At 63.4% G+C, this 25,775-nt stretch carries 22 protein-coding genes and 1 pseudogene; 10 read left to right on the top strand and 13 right to left on the bottom strand.

From position 1 onward, the window contains the following. Positions 1 to 261, bottom strand: a complete 261-nt coding sequence (locus tag QCE58_RS18575) for a hypothetical protein (protein WP_250522193.1) — start codon at positions 259 to 261, stop codon at positions 1 to 3. A 423-nt stretch (positions 262 to 684) separates the two neighbouring features. Here QCE58_RS18575 and proP point away from each other — a divergent pair, with 423 nt between their 5' ends. Then, on the top strand, positions 685 to 2,157 hold the full coding sequence (gene proP, locus QCE58_RS18570) for a glycine betaine/L-proline transporter ProP (RefSeq protein WP_175980499.1): 1,473 nt from the start codon (positions 685 to 687) through the stop codon (positions 2,155 to 2,157). A 179-nt stretch (positions 2,158 to 2,336) separates the two neighbouring features. On the opposite strand, the gene QCE58_RS18565 is transcribed toward proP, so the two are convergent. Next, on the bottom strand, positions 2,337 to 2,780 hold the full coding sequence (locus QCE58_RS18565) for a hypothetical protein (RefSeq protein WP_250503538.1): 444 nt from the start codon (positions 2,778 to 2,780) through the stop codon (positions 2,337 to 2,339). A gap of 230 nt (positions 2,781 to 3,010) precedes the next feature. Between QCE58_RS18565 and QCE58_RS18560 the strand changes: the two genes are divergently transcribed. Further along, positions 3,011 to 3,898, top strand: coding sequence for a hypothetical protein (locus tag QCE58_RS18560; RefSeq protein ID WP_250522192.1), 888 nt, complete (start codon positions 3,011 to 3,013; stop codon positions 3,896 to 3,898). An 8-nt stretch (positions 3,899 to 3,906) separates the two neighbouring features. Here QCE58_RS18560 and QCE58_RS18555 read toward each other — a convergent pair whose 3' ends face one another. The 10 genes from QCE58_RS18555 to QCE58_RS18510 form a co-directional block, all read right to left on the bottom strand. Then, positions 3,907 to 4,533, bottom strand: coding sequence for a DAK2 domain-containing protein (locus QCE58_RS18555; protein WP_250522191.1), 627 nt, complete (start codon positions 4,531 to 4,533; stop codon positions 3,907 to 3,909). Between the two features lie 12 nt (positions 4,534 to 4,545). Beyond that, entirely contained in the window at positions 4,546 to 5,556 is a 1,011-nt protein-coding gene (locus QCE58_RS18550) for a dihydroxyacetone kinase subunit DhaK (RefSeq protein ID WP_008347470.1), read from the bottom strand. A 710-nt stretch (positions 5,557 to 6,266) separates the two neighbouring features. After that, positions 6,267 to 7,268, bottom strand: a complete 1,002-nt coding sequence (locus QCE58_RS18545; RefSeq protein WP_175983266.1) for an ABC transporter permease — start codon at positions 7,266 to 7,268, stop codon at positions 6,267 to 6,269. Then, a complete protein-coding gene (locus QCE58_RS18540) occupies positions 7,265 to 8,800 on the bottom strand; it encodes a sugar ABC transporter ATP-binding protein (protein WP_250522190.1) in 1,536 nt (511 codons plus the stop codon). Before QCE58_RS18540 ends, QCE58_RS18545 begins: the two co-directional genes overlap by 4 nt. 20 nt (positions 8,801 to 8,820) lie before the next feature. Beyond that, positions 8,821 to 9,936 (bottom strand): sugar ABC transporter substrate-binding protein, encoded by a 1,116-nt coding sequence (locus QCE58_RS18535; RefSeq protein WP_250522189.1) that lies wholly within the window; start codon positions 9,934 to 9,936, stop codon positions 8,821 to 8,823. Between the two features lie 74 nt (positions 9,937 to 10,010). Further along, positions 10,011 to 10,682 (bottom strand): class II aldolase/adducin family protein, encoded by a 672-nt coding sequence (locus QCE58_RS18530; protein ID WP_309780027.1) that lies wholly within the window; start codon positions 10,680 to 10,682, stop codon positions 10,011 to 10,013. Further along, positions 10,679 to 11,758 carry an S-methyl-5-thioribose-1-phosphate isomerase gene (mtnA, locus tag QCE58_RS18525; RefSeq protein WP_250437083.1) on the bottom strand — a complete coding sequence of 360 codons (1,080 nt, stop codon included), beginning with the start codon at positions 11,756 to 11,758 and terminating at the stop codon, positions 10,679 to 10,681. The genes QCE58_RS18530 and mtnA overlap by 4 nt, the downstream gene beginning before the upstream one ends. A gap of 11 nt (positions 11,759 to 11,769) precedes the next feature. Further along, the gene (gene mtnK, locus QCE58_RS18520) at positions 11,770 to 13,035 is read right to left on the bottom strand and encodes an S-methyl-5-thioribose kinase (protein WP_250503534.1); all 1,266 of its coding nucleotides are present in this window, start codon (positions 13,033 to 13,035) and stop codon (positions 11,770 to 11,772) included. 38 nt (positions 13,036 to 13,073) lie between these two features. Further along, positions 13,074 to 13,769 carry a GntR family transcriptional regulator gene (locus QCE58_RS18515; RefSeq protein ID WP_239295565.1) on the bottom strand — a complete coding sequence of 232 codons (696 nt, stop codon included), beginning with the start codon at positions 13,767 to 13,769 and terminating at the stop codon, positions 13,074 to 13,076. A gap of 198 nt (positions 13,770 to 13,967) precedes the next feature. After that, a complete protein-coding gene (locus QCE58_RS18510; RefSeq protein ID WP_250522188.1) occupies positions 13,968 to 14,582 on the bottom strand; it encodes a DJ-1/PfpI family protein in 615 nt (204 codons plus the stop codon). Positions 14,583 to 14,681: 99 nt separating this feature from the next. Between QCE58_RS18510 and QCE58_RS18505 the strand changes: the two genes are divergently transcribed. From QCE58_RS18505 to QCE58_RS18495, 3 genes and pseudogenes are all read left to right on the top strand, one after another. After that, a complete protein-coding gene (locus QCE58_RS18505; RefSeq protein ID WP_250520021.1) occupies positions 14,682 to 16,019 on the top strand; it encodes a PLP-dependent aminotransferase family protein in 1,338 nt (445 codons plus the stop codon). Positions 16,020 to 16,456: 437 nt separating this feature from the next. Beyond that, the gene (locus tag QCE58_RS18500; protein ID WP_008347449.1) at positions 16,457 to 18,952 is read left to right on the top strand and encodes a PAS domain S-box protein; all 2,496 of its coding nucleotides are present in this window, start codon (positions 16,457 to 16,459) and stop codon (positions 18,950 to 18,952) included. A 200-nt stretch (positions 18,953 to 19,152) separates the two neighbouring features. Beyond that, positions 19,153 to 19,350, top strand: a pseudogene (locus QCE58_RS18495) (thiolase C-terminal domain-containing protein); the annotation flags it as partial. Here the strand turns inward: QCE58_RS18495 and QCE58_RS18490 are convergent. Beyond that, positions 19,331 to 20,110: a DeoR/GlpR family DNA-binding transcription regulator gene (locus tag QCE58_RS18490; RefSeq protein WP_008347445.1), complete on the bottom strand. Its 780-nt coding sequence runs from the start codon at positions 20,108 to 20,110 to the stop codon at positions 19,331 to 19,333. The pseudogene QCE58_RS18495 and the gene QCE58_RS18490 overlap by 20 nt on opposite strands. A gap of 263 nt (positions 20,111 to 20,373) precedes the next feature. On the opposite strand from QCE58_RS18490, the gene QCE58_RS18485 reads away from it, so the two are divergent. The 5 genes from QCE58_RS18485 to QCE58_RS18465 form a co-directional block, all read left to right on the top strand. Then, a complete protein-coding gene (locus tag QCE58_RS18485) occupies positions 20,374 to 21,372 on the top strand; it encodes a 2-keto-3-deoxygluconate permease (protein ID WP_008347443.1) in 999 nt (332 codons plus the stop codon). Continuing rightward, positions 21,369 to 22,622 (top strand): four-carbon acid sugar kinase family protein, encoded by a 1,254-nt coding sequence (locus QCE58_RS18480; protein ID WP_250503528.1) that lies wholly within the window; start codon positions 21,369 to 21,371, stop codon positions 22,620 to 22,622. Before QCE58_RS18485 ends, QCE58_RS18480 begins: the two co-directional genes overlap by 4 nt. A gap of 35 nt (positions 22,623 to 22,657) precedes the next feature. After that, positions 22,658 to 23,659 carry a 4-hydroxythreonine-4-phosphate dehydrogenase PdxA gene (pdxA, locus tag QCE58_RS18475; RefSeq protein ID WP_008347439.1) on the top strand — a complete coding sequence of 334 codons (1,002 nt, stop codon included), beginning with the start codon at positions 22,658 to 22,660 and terminating at the stop codon, positions 23,657 to 23,659. A gap of 48 nt (positions 23,660 to 23,707) precedes the next feature. Then, entirely contained in the window at positions 23,708 to 25,087 is a 1,380-nt protein-coding gene (locus tag QCE58_RS18470; protein ID WP_250522187.1) for a CoA transferase, read from the top strand. 190 nt (positions 25,088 to 25,277) lie between these two features. Further along, positions 25,278 to 25,775 (top strand): phage late control D family protein (locus tag QCE58_RS18465; RefSeq protein ID WP_309780022.1); only part of this gene is annotated, 498 nt, incomplete at its 3' end.

Here is a 25,775-nt window from a genome sequence, read left to right as displayed (position 1 = left end):
TCAGCCGCCGCGATACCACGCATCGATGCTGTCGTGCTGCTCGTGTTCGATTGGCGGCGTCTTGGCAGCGTCGGGCATTTCGTGTCCGGTGCTCTTCGCGCGCATCCCATGAACCGCCCGCGCGCTGTTTTCCTTGTGCGATACATGCTTCACCGCGTTTTCGCACTGCATGTTCGCCGCGCCGCAATCGTGCGCGAACGCAGGCACGGCCGACGACGCCGCGCTCGCGGCGAGAAGAACGGCGATGGTCTTCGCTTTCATGGCAACCCCGTGAATCCGTCGATAAAAAGAGGCGCGATCCGTCGACACGGTTCCCGGAATGAAATCATCGTGCCGGCGGCATCGCGCCCGCTTCATCAAATGCATGGCTCGTGCCAATGACGCGCTGAATCGCTGTGAGCGTTGCGTGTAAAGGGATTGGCGCGTTGAGCGATGATCGCGTCAAGGCGCTCCTGTCGGACCGAGGCCAACGCTTGCGCGTCGCGTGTGCGATGCAATCCGACATTGCAATGATGCGAGTGTCGTTTTCTGCCGATTCAAGGACGCGTGAGCGAAGGCATGCACGCGGCGCGACCCGCACACTCTGATCATTCATCGTGCCGAGGGCCCCGCGCCCCATCGGCGGCCTTCCGCGCGAACGCAACGCAGTCCCTCGCGTTCGCCGCGAAATCAGGAGTGAGACAATTGAGCCTCTCGCACGAGCGCAACGCCCGAAGCAAAACGTCGCCGCATCTCACGCTGGGCGATATCACGGTAGTCGACCATGCCTTGCTGAAACGTGCCGTCGGCGCGATGGCGCTCGGCAACGCCATGGAATGGTTCGACTTTGGCGTGTATAGCTATATCGCCGTCGTGCTGGGGAAAGTATTTTTTCCGTCGAGCAGTCCGTCCGCGCAGTTGATCGCGACCTTCGGCACGTTCGCCGCTGCGTTTCTCGTGCGTCCTGTCGGCGGGATGGTCTTCGGGCCGCTCGGCGACAGGATCGGCCGCCAGCGCGTGCTCGCAATGACGATGATCATGATGGCCGTCGGCACGTTCTGCATCGGCCTGATTCCGAGCTATCACTCGATCGGCATTCTCGCGCCCGTTCTCCTGCTCGTCGCGCGTCTCGTGCAAGGCTTCTCGACGGGCGGCGAATACGGCGGCGCGGCGACGTTCATCGCTGAGTTCTCGACCGATGCGCGGCGCGGCTTCTATGGCAGCTTTCTGGAGGTCGGCACGCTCGCGGGCTATATCCTCGGCGCGGGCACGGTCGCGTTGCTGACCGCCCTGCTCCCGCACGACGCGCTGCTTTCATGGGGATGGCGCGTGCCGTTCATGATCGCGGGTCCGCTCGGGCTGGTCGGCTTGTATATCCGCATGAAGCTCGAAGAGACGCCCGCGTTCAAGAAGGAAGCCGAGACACGGGAGGCGCATGAACGGTCGCGTCCGAAACAATCGTTGGCCGAACTGCTGTCGCGGCAATTCAAGCCGATGATGCAATGCGTCGGCCTCGTGCTGATCTTCAACGTTACCGACTATATGGCGCTGTCGTATCTGCCGAGCTTTCTTTCGGCGACGCTGCACTTCGATGAAACGCACGGTCTGTTTCTCGTGTTGCTCGTGATGATGCTGATGATCCCGATGACGCTCTTCGCGGGCCATCTCTCCGATCTCATCGGCCGCAAGCCGGTGATGATGATCGGCTGCATCGGGCTTTTCGCGCTGTCGATTCCCGCGTTGCTGCTCGTGCAAACGGGCGCGATGCTTCCGGTGTTTCTCGGCTTGCTGATACTCGGCGCGCTGCTATCGACGTTCACCGGCGTGATGCCTTCATCGCTGCCCGCGCTCTTTCCGACGCGCATTCGTTATGGCGCGCTCGCCATCGGTTTCAACGTATCCGTGTCGCTCTTCGGCGGCACGACGCCGCTCGTCACGGCGTGGCTCGTCGATGCGACCGGCAATCTGATGATGCCCGCGTATTACCTGATGGCGGCATCCGTGATTGGCGTGGTGTCCGTGCTCGCGTTGCGCGAGACGGCGCGTCAGCCTTTGCTCGGCTCAGGGCCGTGCGTCGCAACGAAGGCCGAAGCGCTCGCTCTTACGCGCAAGAAGTTGAAGGTGGTGCCGGCGGGCAAGCGCGAGCGTGAGGTCGTGGTGCAGAGGAAGCGAGCGTGAAGGCGTTGGCCGCGAGGACGCAGCCCGTTTTCACCTGATTGGAGCGCGCCGGTAGAGACGTAGCCCCCCCATATGATGCCTTGGGGGCGGGGGGGTTTCAGCGCGGTCAATGAATCATTGCAATCCTAACGGCTGTCTTTCGATGAAACATTCGTATAGGACGCGTCAGGTTCATGCAATCATTGCTGAACGTATTCGAACAATAGGTTCGTCGAAAGCGATCTGAAGTTCTTGCTGACGTAGAACGTGAACTTGGGCCAGGTCGTCAAGACGAGATGACCCGAGAAAGGCAGCGTCGTTCTTCCGCCGACGTTCTTCGTTTGCGATCCGAAGTAATAAGGATCCGGATAGCTTGGATCTCGCTCCAATTGATCCGGCGGGAGGTTGATATACGCGCGAACCAGGTCGTTATCGCCTGTCGATGGAGCCGCGATTCCAGTGATCAGGCCGGAGACGCGGTACAAACCCTTTGTCTTTATGGCGATAGCACCATCGTTTGCGTCGATCGTGACTGGGTCACCGCCTTGGTTGTTGAGGCCCCAACGACCGTTCCAAACGTTGAAAGTCGAATCATACTCAACCATTTCATCGTCGCGCAGACCGACAAAGAAAATGCAAGACATGGTTATTATCCTTGTGTATCTAGATGTGCATATTGAGCGTCCGCCTCAACAAGACGACAGACGCGAGTAAGCTTAGATATCGATTCGCACGGCGTCGATTGTTGCGAATGAGTTTTTTACAAAAGGAGAAGAGTAACGAAACAAGAATGATCGATGTCAAGCTTTCATGCGGCGGTCAGATCACGAATGGTACACTTCGGCATCCGTAATATTTATGGCAAGGGAAATACGTGAAAAACCACCGCACCGGCATACTCGTCTACGTAGACAATGCTGCCACAATGCTCGAGGAATTCTCGTGGCTGTACAAAAGCTTGATCTTCTCGGGTGCAACTGCGACGTGTGATCTCATCGCCGTCTGCCACCCTGACGCCCTGAAGAAACTTCCTTCAAACGATCGAATTCGATACATCACCGCGCTACCCTTCGCGGACGAGCATGCCGCGTGGTCGGACTATAAGTTCATCAATTCGGTAGCAAATCTAGTCAGCCCCGCTGTATTCGACCTCTGTCGTGAGTACGAATACATCCTCAAAACAGATTGCGACACGTTTGTGACTTCTGCGTTAGTCGAGTTTGAGCCATCAGGTCTTTGCCTCGGATTCGGCGCATATGCTTATGCGGAGTCGGTCCGTCGAAAACTAGCCGAATGCAGTGAGCGATGGGGGTTCCCGCATAACGGCACGCACAACGTGGGCGCGTCGGTTCTCGGCCCTACGGAAATGGTGCTGAACTTTTTGGCTTCTCAGATGGAAAATTGCGAACGTCTTCTGCAAGAAGAGTTCGCCGACTTTACGGGCGAGTGGCCGGGCTGGAGCAAGCAGGTTTTGACCATGTACGCTGGCGAGCTTGCCCTGCGCCTCACGTATCCGCAACGCTGTTCGCTTGGCTTACTTGATCACTTCACCTCGGGAGATCGAAAAATTGCAAGCGATGTCCTGCACATTCACGCGTGGCACACGGACAGTTATTGGTCGAAGCACGACTTTCGAGCGGGAAAATATGGAACGATCGAACTGGGGCACATTGATCGAACAACCTTGGGTGGCTATTGTCATTGGCTCGCCGCGGCTACATTAGACGAAGTTAAGGCCGCGGCACGAACGTTATCACGCTAGGGCGGCATTCATCCCCCGACCGCATCTCTCAACGCCTCTAGAAACCTGACATAAGCCGTCGCGCCGGGATCCGCGTGCCCGATGCTGCGCTCCTGCACCCATGCAGCGCGGCCCTTCTTCGACTGCATCGTGGCAGTCGCGCTGACCTGCTCGCGTGCCTTGGCGATCATGGCATCGAGCGTGTCCGTCGCGCTGCCTTGCGATGCGGCCAGCACATCGAGACTCGGCACGAGCGCATCGAGCACGGTCTTGTCGCCGACCTGACTCTTGCCGCGTTCGATGATGCGCGCCGCCACCGCCTGACCGATCGCAAGCGCATCGTCGCGGCCGATCGCGTCCTTGTCCTTCACCGTCTTCGCCGCTGCGATCAATCCGCCGCCGACGAGCGCCGCGAACGTCGACGGATTCGCCGTCGAGAATGCCTTGGCCGCGGCCAGCATGATGTCGTTCAACGTCGCCTCGTCGGGCAATGCGTTCAACGCTTTCACGACTGCCGTCGATCCCGCCTGCACCGTGATGCCGAGATCGCCATCGCCGAGCGCCGCGTCGAGATCGCGCAGTTCATCGGCGTGTGCGGGAAGCGCGTTCAGCGCGCGCGTGAGGATGTCCCGCAGTTCCTTGCTCGTCACACTCATTGCACGCTCCTTTCAGGATTCGGTGCCGTCGCGGAAGAACGGCGAACGCGCGGGCGCTTCGAGCAGCGCCTCGAGTTCGTCGTCGAGCAGCATGATCGTGATCGATGCGCCCGCCATCTCGAGACTCGTCACGTATTCGCCGACATACGAGCGCGCGATTTTCAGGCCTTCATCGGCGATGAGTTTCGCCGAATGCCGGTACAGCAGATAGAGCTCTTCGAGCGGCGTCGCGCCGAGGCCGTTGACGAGCAACGCGACGCGCGAGCCTTTCGGCGCGGCGAGATCGCCGACGATCTGCTTCGTGATGCGCTCGGCGATGGCATCGGCGGATTCGAGCTTGCCGCGATGCGTGCCGGGTTCGCCGTGTATGCCGATGCCGATTTCCATCTCGCCTTCGGGCAGCGTGAACGTCGGTTTGCCTGCGGCGGGCAGGATGGTCGGCGAGAGGCCGACGCCCATCGTGCGGCAATTCGCGTTGGCCTTGGCGCAGATGCGCGCGACGTCGTCGAGCGAATCGCCGCGTTCTGCGGCGGCGCCAGCGCATTTGAATGCGAAGACCATGCCGGCGACGCCGCGTCGGTCGGCGGCGCGGTCTTTCGGTGCGGAGGCGACATCGTCGGTCAGCACGACCGTTTTGATGTCGATGCCTTCGGCTTCCGCGAGGTCCGCGGCGAGATCGAAGTTGAGCACGTCGCCGCCGTAGTTGCCGTAGACGTAGAGCACGCCTGCATCGCCGTTGACTGCTTTCGTCGCTTCGAATATCTGTTCCGATGATGGCGATGAGAAGACGTTGCCTACTGCCACGCCGGCGCATAGGCCCTCGCCTACGTAGCCGAGGAAGCCGGGCATGTGGCCCGAGCCACCGCCGGTGACGATGCCTACGCGGCCTTGCGTCGGGGCGTCAGCGCGGACGAGTGCGCGTTTGTCTTCTGTCGCGGGTTTGATCCATTTTGGATGCGCTATCAGCAGGGATTCGATGATTTCATCGACGAAGGCTTCAGGGTTGTTGATGATCTTCTTCATCTCTTTGTTTGCTCCTTGTTTCGGTTCGGTTCGGTTCTGTTCTGTTCGCTTGCGTTTGTGTGGAATCCTGATTTCGTGTCGGTCTATTAGCACTGCCCCTGTGCGGGGCGGCACTCACTTTCTTTGCTGCTGCAAAGAAAGTAAGCAAAGAAAGCAGCTTCCGATACGCCCGCGGTCACACGCAATTTGGGTAGTCCTCTCGTCCTTCGTGGGCTGCCTAAAGAGTGCCCTCATAGGCCCCATCGGACTTGGCTCGCGCACGGTCTGTCTCATCGCACCACACGCCAAACGGGTTCAGCACCAAATAGCTCCAGCCCGCTTCGCGGCCGATGGGTCAATCGGGAGTGCATGTGCTTCTCTGCTAACGTCTCCATCTCACTGCAATCGCCGCCCTTTGGTTTCCCTTGCATACCCGGCGGCAGCGCGTAGCGCTGTGCCGAAGCCCTTTCGTGCTGAACCAGCGCGCTCGACGCATTCGGGCGGCAGACCGTGCGCGAGCCAAGCCGGATGGGGCCTATGAGGGCACTCTTTAGGCGAGTGCCGCCGTGGACGAGAGAACTACCCAAATTGCGTGTGACCGCGGGCCGTGACGAGCTGCTTTCTTTGGTTACTTTCTTTGCAGCAGCAAAGAAAGTGACTGCCGCCCCGCACAGGGGCAACGCTAATAGACCGACACGACAGCGGGATCCGGCGATAAAAAGCAGAAACCATCAAACCTTTCTCCGCTGACTAAGCGCATCGAGCAAGACCGCAGCAAAGATGACACCACCTTGAATGAACTGCGTCCAGAACGGATTCACCCCAAGAAGAGAGAGCCCAACATTGATGACCCCAATCAGCACGACACCGATAAAAGTCCCGACGATGGACCCACGCCCGCCCGCCAGCGAAGTCCCCCCAATCACAATAGCCGCGATAACCTGCAACTCCAGCCCATTAGCCGCCGAAGGCAAAGCGGAATTCAACCGCCCGGCAAGCACGATGCCTGCAATCGCCGCCGTCGCACCGGCAAGCATGTAAGTGAAGAACACCACACGTCGAACCGGAATCCCGGCAAGCCGCGCCGCTTCCTGATTCCCGCCGACGGCGAACACCTGATGCCCGAACGTCGTCTTGCGCAGCAACACATGTCCGACGACGAACACGACGAGCATCACGACCATCGGCATAGGCAAGCCAGCAACGGTCTTCGCACCGAACATCGTGAACGCGTCAGGAAAATCGAACTTGGTGCGGCCATCGGAAATGGCGAGCGTCAGGCCACGCGCCATGGCCATCGCGGCAAGCGTGACGATGAACGGCACGAGCCTCAGCCACGAAATCACGAGCCCATTCAGCGCGCCCGCGAACGCGCCCACCGCGAGCGCCACGCACAACCCCGCAACGCCCAATCCGACCGCGCCCGGACTCGACCCCGCCATGACGGTCGCCGCGACCATCCCGCTCAACGCAACGAGCGATCCGACAGAAAGATCGATGCCGGACGTGATGATGACGAACGTCCCGCCCACCGCCGCGATGCCGACGACAGACACCTGCACCATGATGTTGGTCAGCGTGCTCGTCGTAAGAAACTCGGGCGATGCAATCGACAACGCAATACAGATGATGACGAGCGCCGCGAACAAAGGTCCGATGCCGCTCCTCAACTGACGGATCACACGGCGCGACAGCGCCTCCGTATCCGAACGATCGGCTGCCGTGGAGGTCATGCGCCTGCTCCTGTCGTTGCCCACTGAATGACCGTTTCCGAATCCGCCTTGTCGCGCGCGATCTCGGTCACGATGCTGCCGCGATACATCACCAGCACGCGATCCGACATGCCCAGCAACTCCGGCAACTCCGAACTCACCATGACGACCGCCGCGCCCGCGCGCGCCATCGTCACCATGTGCGCGTAGATCTCCGACTTCGCGCCCACGTCGATGCCGCGCGTCGGTTCATCGAGCATGATGACGACCGGACTCGTCGCCGTCGCGCGGCCAAGAATCACCTTCTGCTGATTGCCGCCCGAAAGCGTTCCCGTGATCTGCAACACCGAAGACGCACGCACGCCGAAGCGCGCACTCGCTTCCTGCGCGAGCCTGCGCTTCTTCACGCGGCTCACGAAGCCGCCGCTCGCCAGCGCCTTGAGGCTCGACAGCGCGACGTTCTCTTCGATATTCGCCTCCAGCACCAGCCCTTCGAGCTTGCGATCCTCCGACGTATAGACAAGCCCATGACGCACGCCTTGCGTCGGCGAATGATTGCTGACCTTCTTCCCCTTGACGAGGATCTCGCCGCTCGTCACCGGCAACGCGCCGAAGATCGTCTTCAGCAGCTCGGTGCGCCCCGCACCCGCGATGCCCGCAATGCCGACGATCTCGCCCGCACGCACCGTGAAGCTCGCATTGCGCAGAAGCGGCGCGCTCGCGAGATTGCGCACTTCGAGCACGACCGGACCGTACTCGCGCGGCTCCCACGGATAGAACGATTCGAGATTGCGCGCGACCATCGCCTGCACGAGATCGGCTTCGGTCCATGCGGACATCGGGCGCGCGCCGACGGTCGCGCCATCGCGCATCACGACAGCGGAATCCGCAAGCTCGAACACCTCCTCCAGATGATGCGAGATGAAGATGATGCCCATGCCTTCCGCGCGCAGGCGGCGCACGACCGCATACAGATTCTCGATGTCGTGGCTTTGCAGCGCGGCAGTCGGTTCGTCCATCACGAGGATGCGCGCATCGCGTGCAATCGCCTTCGCCACTTCGACGAGTTGCCGCTTGTTCAACGGCAGATCGCCGAGCCGCATCCAGGGCGGCACGTTGTCGAGGCCGACGCGCGCGAGCGCTTCGCGCGCCATCGTGTTCGCCTCGCGCATCATCACGAAGCCGTTGCGCGAAGGCATGCGGCCGAGGAACAGATTTTCCGCGACCGTCATGTCGTTGATGAGCGAAAGCTCCTGATAAATGACGGCCACGCCCGCATCGATTGCCGCATTCGTGCCACGCGCGAGCGGCATGCCGTCGATCTCGATCGTGCCTTCGTCGGGTTCATATGCGCCCGACAACACCTTCACGAGCGACGACTTGCCCGCCCCGTTCTCGCCGACGATCGCCATCACGTGACCCGCCTGCAACTCCAGGCTCACGCCACGCAGCGCCTTCACGCCGGGGAAGCTCTTGACGATGCCCTGCATGCGCAACAACGGCTTCGCCGCGTGCGAAGCCGTGTGCGCGAGTGCTGCCGTTTCGACTGTCATGTCGCGCGTTCCGGTTGGCCTTACTGCTTCACTTCCTCGGACCACAGGCCGTACTTCTTCACTTCGTCCGAATCGATGTTCGACTTGTCGATGAGCATCGTCGGCCACGCATAGTTCGCGGGCACGTCCTTCTTCGCGTTGTAATCCGCGATGAACTGCAGCGACTTCGCCGCCATCTGGATCGGGTTCTGCGAGATCGTCGCATCCTGCTTGCCCGCGCGAATCGCGGACAGCGCCTGCGCGGTGCCGTCCGCGCCGATCACGAGAATGTGCTCCTTGTCGCCCAGCGGCTTGTAGCGGCCCGCATTGTCGATGGCCTTTTCCGCGCCCACCGTGTTGTCATCGTTGGCGCCGAACACCGCATCGATCTGCGGGAATTTCTGCAGGATGCTCGTCATCGCGTTGAGCGACTTCTCCTGGTCGAACGCGCCTTCCTGACGCGCGACGACCTTGATGTTCGGATACTTCGCGATCTCTTCGCTGAAGCCCTTTTCGCGATCCGTCGCGGCGGTCGTGCCGACAAGACCGATCAGGTCGACCACGTTGCCCTTCTCTTCGCCATAGCGCTTCTTCAGTTGCTCGGCGATCCACTTCGCTCCCGTCTGCCCGAGCGCGACGTTATCCGATGCAACGAAGGACGTGACCTTGCCGCCGTCCGAGCCGCGATCGAGCGTGAAGACGGGTATGTTCATCGAGTTGGCTTTCTCGACAGCGGGAATGATCGCCTTCGAATCGATCGGATTCAGCACGAGCGCCGTCACGCCCTGACTCAGCAGATTGATCGCATCGTTGACCTGCTGCTGCGCGTCGCCGTTCGCGTTGGTCTGCACGAGCTCGAAGCCCTGATCCTTCGCGCCGCGCTCCACGCCCGCCTTCAATCCGACGAAGAACGCGTTGTTCAAAGTCGCGATCGAAAAGCCGATCTTCGTCTTGCCGCCCGCCGAGGTTGCGGCCGGCGCACTCGCCGGCGCGCTAGCCGCCGCGTTCGCGCCCGATGCCGCGTTGGTGCTGCTTGTCGACGACGAGTTGTCGCTCTTCGAGCATCCGCTCAACGCGGCCGCCGCGCAGAGCAACGCCGCGCCCGTGGATTTGGCGAACGTTCCCCAACTGTCGAATCTTGCCGAGCTCCAGGCCATGACTGTCTCCGTTGTACGAGTTGTTCAATGCGATTTGTTCTTGCGATGAGGCATCGCTTCCCGTCACGCGCGTATCAGCGATCCTCCGTATTGCGCTTGCCGTATGTCTTGAACTTCTCCAGCACTTCTTCCATCTGTTGATCGGAAAGCAAAGGCGGTGCGCCGATCTGCAACGCCAGCAGATATTGCTTCGCGAGCACTTCCACTTCATGCGCGAGCCACACGGCGCGCGAGAGATCGGTGCCGAGCGCGATCACGCCATGATGCGCGAGCAGACATGCGCGACGCTCGTCCAGCGCGGCAAGCGCGTGATCCGACAATGCCTGGCTGCCGAAGATCGCAGAAGGCGCGCAACGTATCGACTTGCCGCCCGCCGCCGCGACCATGTAATGCAGCGCGGGAATGTCGCGGCCATGAATGGCGAGCGCGGTCGCGGCGATCGAATGCGTATGCACGACCGCATGAATATCGCCACGCGCGCGCAGGATGTCGCGATGAATGCGCCATTCCGACGACGGCCGTGCGATGCGAAGAATGTCGGCATCGTCGGTAACGTCGAGCGGCAGCCACACGATCTGTTGCTCGTCGAGCTCGCGCGCCGACACGCCGCTCGGCGTGACAAGAAAGCCATCGCGATACCGCGCGCTCACATTGCCCGATGTGCCCTGATTGATGCCGAGCCGCTCCATTTCGAGCGACGTATCGACGATCGCGCGGCGCAACGCGCTTTCATCGGCCGCGATCATGCGGCGTTCCCCTCTGCGTCGAACAGCGTGCGCAACGAGCGCTCGAACGGCGCGCGCACGATGCCGCGTTCCGTGATGAAGCCGCTGACGAGCGCATGCGGCGTCACGTCGAACGCGGGATTGCGCGCCTGCATCGCATCGGGCGCGATGCGTCGTCCGGCGAGATGCGTGATTTCCTCGGCGTCGCGCTCTTCGATTTCGATGCGCGATCCGCTTGCCGTTTGCAGATCGAGCGTCGATGAAGGACACGCGACATAGAACGGAATGCCGTAGTGATTCGCTGCGATGGCAAGTCCGAGCGTGCCGATCTTGTTGGCGAAATCGCCGTTCGCCGCGACGCGATCCGTCCCGACGATCACGAGATCGACGAGCCCTTGCGACATGATCGATGCGGCCGCGCTATCCATGATGAGCGTGACGTCGACGCCCGCCTGCTGCAGTTCGAACGCGGTAAGCCGCGCGCCTTGCAGAAGCGGACGCGTTTCATCGGCGTAGACCTTGAACGCGAGGCCCGCGCGACGCGCCGCATAGATCGGCGCGGTGGCCGTGCCGATGCCCGTCGTCGCGAGCGCGCCCGCATTGCAGTGCGTGAGCACGCCGATGCCTTCGCGTATCAACGGCATGCCATGCTCGCCGATGCCTTCGCACAGCGCGCGATCTTCATCGTGGATTCGCTTCGCTTCTTCGACGAGCGCCGCGTGAAGCGTCGCGCTATCTTTCGCGTCGATATCGCGTGCGTGACGCAGCATGCGCCGCACGCCCCAGCTCAGGTTCACCGCGGTAGGCCGCGCCGTTTCGAGCCAGTTCGCATGACGTTCCAGCTCCGCGCGATACAGCGCAACCGGAAGCGTCGTCGAATCACGCATCGCGATGCAAAGCCCGTACGCCGCCGCCACGCCGATAGCCGGCGCCCCGCGCACGCGCAACTCGCGGATGGCGCGCCATACCGCTTTCACGTCGGCGATGTTCTCCACGACGATCTCATGCGGCAGACGCGTCTGATCGAGCAGCAGCAGATCGCCGTCGCGCCATTCGATCGTCGGGGGAAGCGTGCTGAACAAGGGCTGCGAAGCCATGAAGTCTCCTGTCACATCGTCGCGGTGTCGCGCTGAATTTCGCGCGCGAGCACCGCAACCTGTTCGATATCGCCAAACGTCGCGCGTCCAACGAGCAACGCTTCCGCGCAACGCAGGCAACGCACTTCGATACGCGCGCGCGCCTCGGCATCCGGAATGCGCGTGATCTCCGCCACCTTCGCCATGCCGACGATGCGGCGAATCATCTTGCAGCCCGCGAAGCCCAGCGTATCCGCCAGCAAACGCCGCATGAAATGCGCGCGATACGCGCTGAGCGCGCGGCTTTCCGCTTGCCCGCCGATGAAGCGCCGCTTGCTGCGGCTCTCGTGATCGCGCCACAGTTCGAGAAACTGCGCGCTGAAGCCGGTCCAGATGCGCGTCATCTGTTCGAGCAGCCATTCCTGATACGCGACGGGATCGCGTCCGTCGATGCGGCCGTGCCAGTCGCGCGAGAAATATGCGAGCAGCAGATTCGCGATGAGCGCGCCGACGTCGAAGCCCATCGGTCCATAGAACGCGAACTCCGGATCGATCACGAAGGTTTCGTCTTCGTTGACCATGATCGAGCCGGTATGCAGATCGCCATGCAGCAAGGTCTCGGCGTGATTCATGAACGCCCACTTCATGTCGGCGGCCGCGATGCGCAAAGGCTCGTGCGTTCGCAACCTTTCGATCGCGGCCTTCGGCAAGGCGGGGCTATACATGTTCGACGGATGATCCTCGAACGGATACGTGAAGACGAGATCCTCGGTGATCTTGCATAGCTCCGAGTTGACCGCGGCGCTCGCGGCCTGCTTCTTGATATCGGGCGCGAGAAAGAGATCGGAGCCGTAGAACAGCGTATGCGCGAGATAGCTCGACAGATGATTCGCGAGACGCGGATACGTCGTGCCATCCATCAGACCTTGACGCAGAATGCGATGCGACGCGAGATGCTGCATCACCATCAGAAAGCGCTTGCTGTCGGCGTGATAAACCTTCGGCACATGCTGCGGACACAGCGCGCCGAAGCGCCGCAACGCCGCGACTTCATGCTCCATGCGCTGACATGAAAGCGGCCACGTCTTGCCGACGAGCCGCAGGAACGGCGGCGCCTGCTTGACGACGACACTGCGCTGCGGCGTCTTCGCGTTGGTCACGAAGTACACATAGTTCAGATTGCCATCGCCGACTTCGACGACTTCGAGATCGTCGGGCTCGCCCAGCAACGCGCGCACGTCGGGCACGCCGCCGAGATAGGCAGCGAGTTCCTGCGCGGTGAAAGCTTCAAACTCCATCGGTGTCTCCTCCGATGTTGCCCGTGCGCGCATCCCAGTCAGCGACGCTTGCGCACCAGATCGAACTTGAAGATGCTCGTGTTGTAGTAGTCGTTGCTATAGCAAAGCGGCTCGCCGCTCTGATCGAAATCCACTTCGTCCAGCAGCAGAAACAGACCGAAACCGTCGCCCAGTTCGGGCAGATCGCGCGGCGTGAGAATGGTCGGCTGTATCGACGTATGTGTATGCGACAGCCGCCGTCCCGTGCGCTCGAACATGCCGAAGAGCGATTCGCCCAGATCGCCTTCGGCCGCATCGAACACGCGCTTCGGGATCGTGTCGATGCAATACGCGGCGATGGCGTCGTCCGCGCGCCGCACGCGCTCGATTCGCACGCATGGATCGCCGGGCCTGATCGCGAGCTTTTCCGCGAGACTTTCCGATGCGGCGACCGTGTCCGTGTGGATGCGACTCGTCGATGGCACTGCGCCCACGCTGCGAATCATGTCCGTCACCGACATCAGATCATCGAGTCCGCCGTGCAGCTTCAGCGAAATTTGTCTGATGAATGTGCCCTTGCCTTGCTGACGCGACAGCAAGCCATGCGAGATCATCTGCGCAACCGCTTCGCGCAAGCTCGACCGTCCGACGCCGAGCAGCTCGCAAAGCTCTATTTCAGTGGGAATCTGGTCGCCGGGCTTGAGCTTGCGCTCGCGGATCATGGTGAGGAGCGACTCCTGGATCTTGTCGCTCATCGATCGCTCGACGCTCAGTCGCATGAGGCTCTCTCGGATGACAGTCCATGAAATATACATCAGACGTCTGATGTTTCCGTAGGGACTTTCCCGAAGCGTTTACTGCTTTATACAGGCGGTTTTCTTTGCGCACGTGCAGCATGAAAAAGCCCGTCGCGCGCAATGCGACGGGCTTTGCGGTGCACGATTTTTCGCCACTCAGGCGAGCGCGGCGACGTCGATGTAAGGCGCGATGTTTTTCATCGCGCGCTCGACGTAGGCTTCCTTTTCGCCGACGGGCGCGACGTAATGCATTGCACTGCGCGCCGCTTCGACGCCTTCGACCCGCGCGATCGCCCACGCCGCGAGATATTGCGATGCGAGGCACCCACCCGCCGTCGCGACATTGCCGTTTGCGACGAACGGCTGATCGAGCGTGCGCACGCCCGCTTCCTCGACCCACGGCTTGGTCGTCAGATCGGTGCAGGCGGGGACGTCCCGAAGAAGTCCGAGCTTCGCGAGGACAAGCGTGCCCGAGCATTGTGCCGCCAGCAACTGACGCGCGGGATCGAGCCTGATGCGCGCCATCAGCGATTGATCCGCGACGACTTCGCGCGTGAGCATGCCGCTGCCGACGATCACGGCATCGGCCTGCGCGGCGTCTTCGAGCGTGGCTTGCGCTTTGAGCACGACGCCGTTCATCGAACGCGCTTCGTCCGATGGACATGCAATCGACACCTTCCACCCAGGCTTTTTCACGCGATTGAGAATGCCGAGCGCGATCAGTGAGTCGAGTTCGTTGAAGCCGTCGAACGTGAGAATGGCGATATGCATGATGTTCTCCTTTCATCGCATGGAACGCATGAGTGCATGCTACGGCGCGAGACGAATACAATCAAACAATTGTCATGGATACATCGGGAATGGGCGCTCATGCCGAAACCACCGCGCTACAAGCAGATCGTCGACAGGTTCGTCGATGACATTCGTTCCGGCCGCCTCAAGCCCGGCACGCGTCTGCCGACGCATCGCGAGCTGGCCGCGCGCGAGCGGCTCGGCATCGTGACCGCGACGCGCGTGTATGCCGAACTGAACGCGATGGGACTCGTCAGCGGCGAAACGGGACGCGGTACGTTCGTGAAGGAAACGACGCTTTCTCGAGCGCTCGGCATCGATCAGGTCGCGATCGCCGCGGACATGGTCGACCTCAACTTCAACTACCCCGCGCTCGCCGGCCAGGCGGAACTGTTGCGCAGTGCGTTGCGGCAGTTGTCATCGGCGGGCGATCTGGAAGCGCTGTTGCGCTATCAGCCGCATGGCGGACGCGCACGCGATCGGGCGACGGTCGCGCGTCATCTCGCGCGCCGTGGTCTCGATGTGAGCGCGGATCGCGTGATGCTCGTCGATGGCGCGCAGCACGGCCTCGCCACGACGGTCATGGCGCTCTTGAAACCCGGCGATGTGGTCGCGGTCGATACGCTGACCTATCCCGGCTTCAAGCTGCTCGCCGACGCGCACCGGATCGAACTCGCGCCGATACGCGCATCGGGCACGGGCCCCGATCCCGACGCGCTCGAGGCGTTGTGCAAGCGGCGCCGCGTGCGCGCGGTCTACACGATGCCGACGCTGCACAATCCGCTCGGCTGGGTGATGACGGCGACGCGGCGCAGGCAACTGGCAGCGCTTGCGCGCAGGCATGGCTTTTTCATCATCGAGGATGCGGCCTATGCCTTTCTCGCCGATGACGCTCCGCCGCCGCTCGCCGCGATCGCGCCGGAACTGACGGTGTACGTATCCGGCTTTTCGAAGAACGTGGCGACGGGACTGCGTGTCGGCTATGTCGTCGCGCCATCCGAATGGGTGCCGAAGATCGAGCGCGCCATCCGCGTGACGACGTGGAACACGCCGGGCGTCATGACGGCTATCGCGTGCGGCTGGCTAGCGGACGGCACGGTCGAGAGACTCGAAGCGGAAAAGCGCGCGGATGCGTCGATGCGCCAGCTCATCGCGGCGCGTGCGTTGGGGCGTTTGAAGCGCGTGACGCATCCGGCGTCGTACTTTCTGTGGCTGCCGATGCCCGAGGAAGTGCGCGCGGATCGCATCGCGGCGGCGCTGATGGAAGAGCGGATTTCGGTATCGACGGCCGAGCCGTTTTGCACGGCGGCGCAGGTGCCGCATGCGCTGCGGCTGGCGCTGGGATCGGTGGATGTGGCGACGTTGGGCGACGCGTTGGGGCGCGTCGCGGAAGTCGTGGCGAGGTATGCGTATTGAATCTGAAGCAACCGCAAAAGCAATAGCGTAATAATCGCCCAATAAACCAATTCCGCGAACCGCATTTTCCGGATAACGAAATAAACCATCCGCCGCGAGGGGTACATTCCCGCATCGCAAATCCGAACGCGCGAAAGAAAGCAAGCCGAATTTACCGCCATCCGCCCATCGGCACGGAATTAATACTCACGCAATAAATCCGCGAATGCGCAACCGGTCATTTGTCGTACTTATGCCCATAACGCCTTACGATCCAGTCAATAATCCCCGGCATGCCGCCCCGACGCGCTTCATCGGCGGCCCAACCCTCTAAAAATCTTCTCGAACAGCAAACGATTGCGGCCGTATTTGTGTTCCAATTGAGCGATTAATCCGTCGCAAAAAACCCGATATCTCCGCGACTCGAAGATCGCGAATCCATCGATTGGAAATACCCTATGCGGACTCAATACGAGGCGTCGACACCGGAAAAGAAAATCAAGGCGGAACATACGCGTCAGGCGCATTTCCAGCGATGGTTCGCCACGTTCGCCAGCCTCGCCCATTCGCGGCTCCCGCTTAACGCTTATCTGCAGAAAGTCACTGACACGCTGAGAGAAGTCGCGGGCGTCGCGTCCGCCGTCGTGGAATGGATCGAGGGCGACACGCTCCACTACCGCGCGGCAAGCGGCAAGGCGGCGGCGCACATCGGCGTGCGGCTGCCCACGGCCGGCAGTCTGTCCGGGCTTTGCATCACGCGCCAGCAAGCGCTCATCTGCCGCAATTCGGCGACGGATCATCGCGTCGACCGCGCGGCGTGCAAAGCCGTCGGCGCCGTGTCGATGGTCGTCGCGCCCGTCGTCTACGAAGGCCGCTCGGTCGCCGTGCTGAAGCTCATCTCCGGCGAAGTCGACTATTTCGGACATTCGGACATCAGCATCCTCGATGCGTTTTGCGCGTGCATCGCGGAAACCATCGCGCGCGAGGAGATCGCGCAGGAAAATCGCGCGCTGCTGCGGGAGAAAGCCAGCGTCGCCGCGGATCTCTCCGTCGAGTCGTCGCTGCGCATCGAATACGAGAAGAAGCTCGCCGACGCCCTGCGCCGCCGTCAGACCGTGCTCGATAACGCGCACGTCGCATTCGTATCGATGGACGAAGCCGGCATGGTCGTCGAATGGAACGAGGCCGCGAGCGTGCTTTTCGGCTGGAAACATCGCGAAGTCGCGGGCCGGGAACTCGCGTCGTTCATCGTGCCGGAACGCTTTCGCGACGCACACCGCACGGGCCTCACGCGCTATCTCGCGACGGGCGAGGCGCGCATCATCAACACGCGCGTCGAGTTGCCCGCGCTGCGCCGCGACGGCACCGAGTTCGCCGCCGAGCTGACGATCAGCGAAGTCTGGTACGAAGGCCAGCGCCAGTTCGCGTGCTTCGTGCACGACATCACCGACCGGCACGTCGCGAACGAGGCGAACGAACGGCTGCGCCTGCTCATCGATTCGGTGAGCGACTACGCGATCTGCATGCTCGACCAGAACGGCTACGTGCGCTCGTGGAACGAAGGCGCGCGCGAGATCTACGGCTTCACGGCGGCCGAAGCGATCGGCCGGCATTTCGCGCTTTTCTACACCTCGGACGAACACGGCCGCGACCGTCCGACCGACGATCTCGCGCTCGCCGCGAAGCGCGGCCGCGTCGAACACGAGGACTGGCACGTTCGCAAGGACGGCACCGAGTTCTGGGCGCACGTCATGCTGAGCGCGCTGCCCAACAAGAACGGCGGCGCGCAAGGCTTCGTCAAGATCACGCGCGACATGACCGCGCGGCGGCGTCTCGAAGAACTCGAAGCGTCGAGCCGGCGCATGAACGAGTTCCTCGCGCTGCTCGGCCACGAGTTGCGCAATCCGCTCGCGCCGATCCGCAACGCGGTCAGCATCCTCAAGCTGAAATCGTCCGACGACGCCGACGTGATCCGCAGCCGTCAGATCGTCGACCGCCAGCTCGCGCATCTGACGAAGCTCGTCGACGATCTGCTCGAAGCGGGGCGCGTCAGCTCGGGCAAGATCCGTCTTTCGACGGACATCGTCGATATCGCGGATGTCGTGCACCTGAGCGTCGAGGCGAGCCAGCCATCGTTCGACGAGCGCGGACAGCGCATCGACATTCAGGACAGCGGCCAGCCGCTTTTCGTCAACGGCGATCCGACGCGGCTCGTGCAGGCGCTCAACAATCTGCTCAACAACGCGTCGAAATTCAGCCCGCACGGCTCGACCATCACGCTCGAAGTCGGCCCGCGCGGGGGCACGGTGCTGGTGCGCGTCATCGACGAAGGCCGCGGCATCTCGCCCGAAGCGCTCGGCACGGTGTTCGATCTGTTCGTGCAGGAGCATCCGCCGGGCGCGCATGCCGACGAAGGCGGGCTCGGCATCGGCCTCACGCTCGTGCGCGCCATCGCGGAACTGCACGGCGGCCACGTCGAGGCGAAAAGCGGCGGCGCCGGGCGAGGCAGCGCGTTCTCGCTGTGGCTGCCGCTCGCCGAGCCGCCCGCGCGCGGCACGCCTGCGAGCGGCACGCCGGCCGCTACGGCGGGACGTCAGCTCGATGTGCTCGTCGTCGACGACAATCGCGATTCCGCCGACAGCATGACGCTGCTCGTCGACATGCTCGGCCACAACGCGCGCGCCGCCTACGACGGGTCGCACGCGCTCGAATCGTTCGAAGCGGCGCGGCCGCAGGTCGTGCTGCTCGATCTGTCGATGCCCGGCCTGACGGGTTTCGACGTGATCCGCCGCATGCGTGACGATGGCAAGCACGTCATCGTCGCGGCGATGACGGGCCTCGGCTCCGACGAGGACATGGCCCGCACGCGCGCCGCCGGTTTCGACGCGCATCTCGTCAAGCCGGTAGATCTTCCGGAGCTGGAGCGCGTGCTGGCGCTGGCGGGGCGCGTCTGACGCGTTGCGGCGCGCCCGGCACGGCGCGCACGCGCGCGGGCGTTTTCGTCAGCCGATATGGCAGCTTCAGCACGGCCAGAACCTGCCGTTCGCATCGCGGACGAGAGCACATCGGCGAGGAAATCGCTGTCGTCGAGAAATTCGTCGACGCGCATCGCCGGCGCGGCGCCCGCGATTGCCCTCGCCGCCGTCGCTTTCGGCCGAACGGCGGCTTGCTTTCGCGCGGTCATCCGGTCGGCGCGACCGGGCTCGCGCAGATCGTCGAGTTGACGCAGCAGTTGCGCGGCCGGGCGGGCGCGCGGCAACGGCCAGGCGCGAAAGTCGCGCTCGCCGAGCATAACGGCGGTCAGCTCGCAGGCGATTCCGCCGTCGCGCTGGTCACGATTCTTTCGACGTAACCTGCGCCGTCTCCACCGTCACATTCCCCCGCTCTTCGAAGCGCGCGAGCACCGGCGCTTCGGCCCATGCATCTGTGACGAGCGTCCAGTTGCGTTCCAGCGGCGTCCAGTGCTGCTGATTCGCGCGCTCCAGCTTGTTCGACGTGACGAGCACGAACACGCCAGCCGCCTGGCCCGCGATGCATTCCTTCAGAAACGCCTGCTCCGCCGTCGCCTCGCACAGCCCGCGGCCCGCGACGACACCATCCGCGCCGAGAAACGCCTTGTCGAACGTGACGCGCGTGAGCGCCACCTGCGCGATCGGTCCGAGCGTGCTCATGCTCGATGGCCGCACGTCGCCGCCGATCAGCGTCACGCGCACATCCGCCGCCGCGAGCGTGTTCACCGCCAGCAGATTGTTCGTCACGACGTGAATCTCGGTGCGCCCGGCGAGGCAGCGCGCGAGCGCGGCGGTCGTCGTGCCGCCGTCGAGAAAGATCGTGTCGCCGTCCTGAACGTGACGCGCCGCCGCGCGCGCGATCGCTTCCTTCTGCTCGCGATAGCTCTCGCGCCGCGTATCGAGCGATTCTTCCGGCTCGTGCATCCCGACCGACGCCGCGCCGCCATACGTGCGCACGATGCGCCGTTCGTCGGCGAGCGCGCGCAGGTCGCGGCGCACCGTCGCCTCCGACATGCCGAAGTGCTCGCACAGCGCGGCGACATCGTTCATGCCGGAGAGCACGGCCTTCAACATGGCTTCGCGGCGTTTCTCGACTTTCATCCTGTTCCTTTCTTTTGACGGTTCTGGCGGCGACGCACAGTGTAGCGAACCGGCCGGGTCCGTCGAATGCTCGCGGTTCGTGTCGAGCGCACGGCCGATATTTTGATCGATTTGGTCATTCGAGCAGTCGGAATGATCGACATCGATCAGAGTAAACGCCTAGAACGACCAAATTGCGCAAAACAAACGGGAGGACTACACTGCGATTTGATCGATTCGATCAATCGATGATCGAATCGGACAAAGACCACTCAGGAGACTTCATGGCTCAACTTCACATCAAGCGCGCCGTCGAGCGCGTTCCTGGCGGGATGATGATCGTCCCGTTGCTCATCGGCTCGCTGATCGCGACGTTCATGCCGGGCATGCCGAAGTTCTTCGGCTCGTTCACGAACGCGCTCTTCACCGGCGCGCTGCCGATTCTCGCGGTGTTCTACGTATGCATGGGCGCCAGCATCGACGTGAAGGCGACGCCTTATCTGCTGAAGAAAGGCGGCGCGCTGTTCGTGACCAAGGTCGGCACGGCAATCATCGCGGGCATCGTGCTCGGGCATTTCCTGGGCGAGCAGCCGATTTCATCGGGACTGTTCGCGGGCATTTCGACGCTCGCCGTCGTCGCCGCGATGAACGACACCAACGGCGGCCTCTACATGGCGCTGATGGGCCAGTACGGCCGCTCGGAAGACGTGGGCGCGTACACGATCATGTCGCTCGAATCGGGCCCGTTCCTGACGATGGTTACGCTCGGCGTCGCCGGTTTGTCCGCGTTTCCGTGGCCGACGCTCGTCGGCAGCATTCTGCCGCTCGCGGTCGGCATGCTGCTCGGCAATCTCGATCGCGAGATGCGCGAGTTTCTCGGCCGCGCCGTCCCGGTGATGATTCCGTTCTTCGCGCTGGCGCTCGGCGCGAGCCTCGACCTGCACAAGGTCTGGCAAGCCGGTTTGCTCGGCATCGGACTGGGTTTCGCGGTCGTCATCGTGACGGGCATTCCGCTCTATTTCGCGGATCGTCTGACGGGCGGCACGGGCGTGGCGGGCGCGGCGGCAGCGAACACCGCGGGCAACGCGGCGGCCGTTCCGGCGCTGATCGCGGCGGCGAATCCGGTGTACAACGAGGCGGCCAAGTCGGCGACGCTGCTCGTCGCGGCGTGCGTCGTCGTGACGGCGATCGTGTCGCCGATATTGACCGCATCCATCGCGAAACGCGTGAACGCGCGGCGCGATGCGGGTTCGTCCGCGAAGGCTCGGGGGGCCACGCAATGAAGAGTTTGCTGATCGTCGCCGACGATCTGTCGGGCGCGGCCGATTGCGCGATCGCGTTCGCGGCGGCGGGCCGCAAGACGGTCGTGTCGCTCGACGCGGGCGCATCGGACGCGAACGCGACCGTCGTCGCCGCCGACACCGACACGCGCCGCCTCGCGCCCGCCGACGCCGCGAAGCGCACGGCCGACGCGTGGCACGCGTTGCGCGCGCCGGGCCGGCGTCTCTACAAGAAGATCGATTCGACGTTGCGCGGCAACTGGGCCGCCGAAGTCGCGGCGCTGACGCGCGTCGCCGGTCCGGCGATCGTCACGCCCGCGTTTCCCGCGACGGGCCGCACGGTGCGCGATGCGCGCGTGTTCGTGCGCGGCGTGCCGCTCGAAGACACGGAAACGTGGCAGCTCGAACACGCCGGGCAGCATGCCGGCTTGCGCGAGTTGCTGGACGCGGTCGGCCTGCGCGCCGCGCATGTTCCGCTCGATGCGTTCCGCGCCGCGCCGCAGGAAGTCGCGCTGATGATCGCGTCGGCGGCGGCGTCGGGCAATGGCATCGACGCGATCATCGTCGATGCCGAAACCAGCGACGATCTCGCATCGCTCGCACGCGTGAGCGCTTCCGTCGATGAGCCGTTCTTCTGGGTCGGCTCCGGCGGACTCGCCCGCGAACTCGCCGCGCTGCCCGATCTCTTCGATACCGACGCTTCCACGCAGTCGGCGAGCATTATCGAGCCGGCGCAAGGCCCGATTCTCGCGCTCGTCGGCAGCCTGTCGGCCATCTCCGAACGTCAATGCGCGCTGCTGTGCGCCGAAGCCGGCGTGTGCGAAATGATCGTGCCGCCCGCCGTGTTGCGCGACGGCGCGCGTCATCCGCAATGGCAAACGTGGAGCGCGCGCATCGGCGACGCGGTGCGCGGCCAGGAAGACGCGATCGTGCGAATCGGCCGCGACGACGCGTTCGATCCCGCCGAGGGCGCGCGCTTGTCGAACGCGCTCGCCGCGCTCGTCGCGCCGCATTTCGATGCGCTCGGCGGGCTGATCGCGACCGGCGGCGAAACGGCGCGCGCGATGCTCGCCGCCGCGAACGTCGGCAGCCTCGAACTCGTGCGCGAAATCGAAGCGGGCGTCGCGCTCGGACGGCCATCGAACGGCAAAGGGCCGTCGGTCGTCACCAAGGCCGGCGCGTTCGGCAGCGAGCACGCGCTGCTCGGCGCGTACCTGCATTTGCGCGGCGCGGATATTCCCATCGCGCGTTGAAGCGCGTTGAAAACAGACATCACCAGACGAAAATCATGAGCAACTATCTCCCCGTAATCGGCATCACGATGGGCGACGCAAGCGGCGTCGGACCGGAAGTCGTCGTCAAGAGCCTCGCGCACGACGCGGTCTACAAGCAGTGCCGTCCGCTCGTGATCGGCGATGCGCGGCGTCTCGAACGCGCCAACGAAATCGTCGGCGGCAAGGCGACGGTGCGGCGCATCAAGGACGCGACCGAAGCGCGCTACGAGCCGGGCGTGATCGACTGCATCGACCTCGGTCTCATCCCCGACGACCTGCCCTTCGGCGAACTGTCGGCCGTTGCGGGCGATGCGGCTTACCAGTACATCGCGCGCGCCGTGGAACTGGCGCAGGCGAATCAGATCGACGCGATCTGCACCGCGCCGCTCAACAAGGAAGCGCTGCACGCGGGCGGCCACAAGTTTCCGGGTCACACGGAAATGCTCGCGCATCTGACGGGCGTGGAAGAAGTGTCGATGATGCTCGTCGCGCCGCAATTGCGCGTGATTCACGTGACGACGCATATCGGCATCATCGATGCGATCCGCAAGATCGAGCCGGGTCTCGTGCAACGCACGATCGAGCGCGGCAACGCGACGCTCGTGAAGGCGGGCATCGCGAAGCCGCGCATCGGCGTGTGCGGGATCAATCCGCACGCGGGCGAGAACGGTCTGTTCGGTTACGGCGAGGAAGAGGAAAAGATCATTCCCGCGGTGAAGCTCTTGCAGGAACGCGGCCTCGATGTGACCGGCCCGCTGCCCGCCGATACGCTGTTCTATCGCGCGGGGCGTGGCGACTTCGATCTCGTCGTCGCGATGTATCACGATCAGGGTCACGGTCCGGTGAAGGTGCTCGGTCTCGAAGCGGGCGTGAACGTGACCGTCGGTCTGGATGTGATCCGCACGTCGGTCGATCACGGCACGGCGTTCGATATCGCGGGCAAGGGCATCGCCGATGAAGGCAGCATGCTCGAAGCGCTGCGTCAGGGCGCGGAGCTGGCGACGCGGCGTCAATGACGCATATGGCGTGATAATGGGCGCTCCATCGACTCAGGAGCGCCCGACATGACTTCCTCTCTCGATACGCTGCGCAGCCTATGGCGCATCGCCGGCTTGCCCGACGATGCGCTTTCTTTCATCGACCTTCCGGGTCGCGATCCGGTTTTCCCTTCCAGTTTCGCTGTCGGCACGGCGGCGCAGGCGACCATCGGCGCGGCGGCGCTCGCGGCGTGCGAGCTTGGTTTCGCGCGCGGCGTGGAGCGGCAGCGCGTGTCCGTCGACATGACGCACGCGGCGGTCGAATGCACCGGCGCGTTCACGGTGGACGGCAAGGAGCCGGAGACATGGGGACGCTTCTCCGGTCTCTATCGATGCGCCGATGGCTACGTGCGGATTCATGCGAACTTCGAACATCATCAGGATGGCGCACTGCTTCTGCTCGGGCTCGATCCGCGCATCGCGACGCGTGAGGACGCCGAACGCGCGCTGCTTTCGTGGCGCGCGGGCGACTACGAGAACGCGGCGGCGGAGCGCGGTCTCGTCGTGACGATGCTGCGGACGTTCGACGAATGGGATGCGACGCCGCAGGGCCAGGTTATCGCCGCGCAGCCGTTGATGACGATCACGCGCATCGGCGATGCGCCCGCGCTTGCGTTGCCTTCTTTATCGGCGGATGCGCGTCCGCTCGATGGCCTGCGCGTGCTCGATTTCACGCGCATTCTCGCGGGGCCGGTCGGCGGGCGCGCGCTCGCCGCGTTCGGCGCGGACGTGATGCTCGTGAACGGACCGCATCTGCCGAATATTCCGGCTATCGCGGATACGAGCCGCGGAAAACGATCGGCGCTGCTCGATCTTCGGTCGCCTTCGGATCGCGAGACGCTCTGGCATCTCATCGATGACGCGCATGTGTTCGCGCAGGGGTATCGGCCGGGCGGGATCGCGTCGCTGGGATTCGGGCCGGATGAAGTGGCGCGGCTTCGGCCGGGCATCGTTTATACGTCGTTGAGCGCGTATGGCGCCGAGGGACCGTGGGCCGCGCGACGCGGTTTCGATTCGCTCGTGCAGACCGCGATGGGCTTCAACGCGGCGGAGGGAGAAGCAGCCGGCGAGAGCAAGCCGCGCGTCTTGCCGATGCAGATGCTCGACATGGCGAGCGGATTTTTGATGGCGTTCGGCGCGGCGGCGGCGCTGTGGAAGCAGCAGCGTGAGGGCGGAAGCTGGCATGTGGAGGTTTCGCTCGCGCAGACGGGACATTGGTTGCGCGGGCTCGGGCGTGTGGACGGCGGGTTCGCTATCGCAAAGCCGGATCTCGCGCCGTATATGGAGCGGTATGAATCGGGATTCGGTGCGTTGATGGCGGTGCGGCCGAGCGCGCAACTTGCGCGGACGCCGGCGGGGTATGCGAGGGAATCGGCGCCGCCGGGGACGGCGCAGACGCGGTGGTGAGGGGTGGGCTTGCGCAGTCGAGCGAGTAACGAAGGTCGATGGACCGCTTGGTCGACGGAGTCCTTACTTTTATTCAGATAAGTCTCCTTGCGCTCACTGTGATGTCCATCTAAAAGTCGTGGTCAGTGTCAACTCTCGGCCGATCGTCAGGCATTCCGCCTGACATCCCCGATTTCGCACGGATCACGCAATGGAAGCACAATCAAAGCGATCCACCGCCCTCGCGCGCTGGATCACGGGCAGGCAGAACTACTATCTCAAGGTGCGAGGCGCACCGCCGAGCGATGGCCTCTCGATCATCTCCGTCAAGGCGATCGAGCGGCTAGGCAGTCCGTATCACATCACGCTTGAACTGACCGCCAATGTGGAACTGGCGCGCGCCGACTATCTCGGGCACAACGCGACATTCAGCATCGAGCCGTTACCCGGCGACGGCACGCCGCGCGAGTGGAACGGCAACATCACGCGCTTCACACGAACTCGCAAGACGCGCGACTTCTGCGCGTATCGCGTCGTGGTCGAATCGCCGCTGGCTCGACTGCGCATCACCAAGCGATCGCGCATCTACCAGAACAAGACCGTGCCCGAAATCATCGAGGCGATCTTGCGCGATCACGATTTCCTCACGCATCAGTTCGCGTTCAAGCTGCGGCGCAAGTTTCCGAAGCTCGTCTTTCACATGCAGCAC

The organism is Caballeronia sp. LZ028, assembly GCF_031451415.1.
Taxonomy (GTDB): Bacteria; Pseudomonadota; Gammaproteobacteria; order Burkholderiales; family Burkholderiaceae; genus Caballeronia; species Caballeronia zhejiangensis.
The sequence above is the reverse complement of the archived record's forward strand: the minus strand, read 5'-3'. Positions and strand labels throughout refer to the sequence as shown.

Excerpts from the sequence above, each read along its gene's own strand:
- QCE58_RS18510 (WP_250522188.1), bottom strand. The coding sequence starts at position 14,582 with ATGCATATCGCCATTCTCACGTTCGACGGCTTCAACGAACTCGACTCA.
- QCE58_RS18575 (WP_250522193.1), bottom strand. The coding sequence starts at position 261 with ATGAAAGCGAAGACCATCGCCGTTCTTCTCGCCGCGAGCGCGGCGTCG.
- pdxA (WP_008347439.1), top strand. The coding sequence starts at position 22,658 with ATGAGCAACTATCTCCCCGTAATCGGCATCACGATGGGCGACGCAAGC.
- QCE58_RS18490 (WP_008347445.1), bottom strand. The coding sequence starts at position 20,110 with ATGAAAGTCGAGAAACGCCGCGAAGCCATGTTGAAGGCCGTGCTCTCC.
- QCE58_RS18550 (WP_008347470.1), bottom strand. The coding sequence starts at position 5,556 with ATGAAGAAGATCATCAACAACCCTGAAGCCTTCGTCGATGAAATCATC.
- QCE58_RS18515 (WP_239295565.1), bottom strand. The coding sequence starts at position 13,769 with ATGAGCGACAAGATCCAGGAGTCGCTCCTCACCATGATCCGCGAGCGC.
- mtnA (WP_250437083.1), bottom strand. The coding sequence starts at position 11,758 with ATGGCTTCGCAGCCCTTGTTCAGCACGCTTCCCCCGACGATCGAATGG.
- QCE58_RS18470 (WP_250522187.1), top strand. The coding sequence starts at position 23,708 with ATGACTTCCTCTCTCGATACGCTGCGCAGCCTATGGCGCATCGCCGGC.
- QCE58_RS18565 (WP_250503538.1), bottom strand. The coding sequence starts at position 2,780 with ATGTCTTGCATTTTCTTTGTCGGTCTGCGCGACGATGAAATGGTTGAG.
- QCE58_RS18485 (WP_008347443.1), top strand. The coding sequence starts at position 20,374 with ATGGCTCAACTTCACATCAAGCGCGCCGTCGAGCGCGTTCCTGGCGGG.
- QCE58_RS18530 (WP_309780027.1), bottom strand. The coding sequence starts at position 10,682 with ATGATCGCGGCCGATGAAAGCGCGTTGCGCCGCGCGATCGTCGATACG.
- mtnK (WP_250503534.1), bottom strand. The coding sequence starts at position 13,035 with ATGGAGTTTGAAGCTTTCACCGCGCAGGAACTCGCTGCCTATCTCGGC.
- QCE58_RS18545 (WP_175983266.1), bottom strand. The coding sequence starts at position 7,268 with ATGACCTCCACGGCAGCCGATCGTTCGGATACGGAGGCGCTGTCGCGC.
- QCE58_RS18535 (WP_250522189.1), bottom strand. The coding sequence starts at position 9,936 with ATGGCCTGGAGCTCGGCAAGATTCGACAGTTGGGGAACGTTCGCCAAA.
- QCE58_RS18500 (WP_008347449.1), top strand. The coding sequence starts at position 16,457 with ATGCGGACTCAATACGAGGCGTCGACACCGGAAAAGAAAATCAAGGCG.
- QCE58_RS18555 (WP_250522191.1), bottom strand. The coding sequence starts at position 4,533 with ATGAGTGTGACGAGCAAGGAACTGCGGGACATCCTCACGCGCGCGCTG.
- QCE58_RS18505 (WP_250520021.1), top strand. The coding sequence starts at position 14,682 with ATGCCGAAACCACCGCGCTACAAGCAGATCGTCGACAGGTTCGTCGAT.
- QCE58_RS18480 (WP_250503528.1), top strand. The coding sequence starts at position 21,369 with ATGAAGAGTTTGCTGATCGTCGCCGACGATCTGTCGGGCGCGGCCGAT.
- QCE58_RS18540 (WP_250522190.1), bottom strand. The coding sequence starts at position 8,800 with ATGACAGTCGAAACGGCAGCACTCGCGCACACGGCTTCGCACGCGGCG.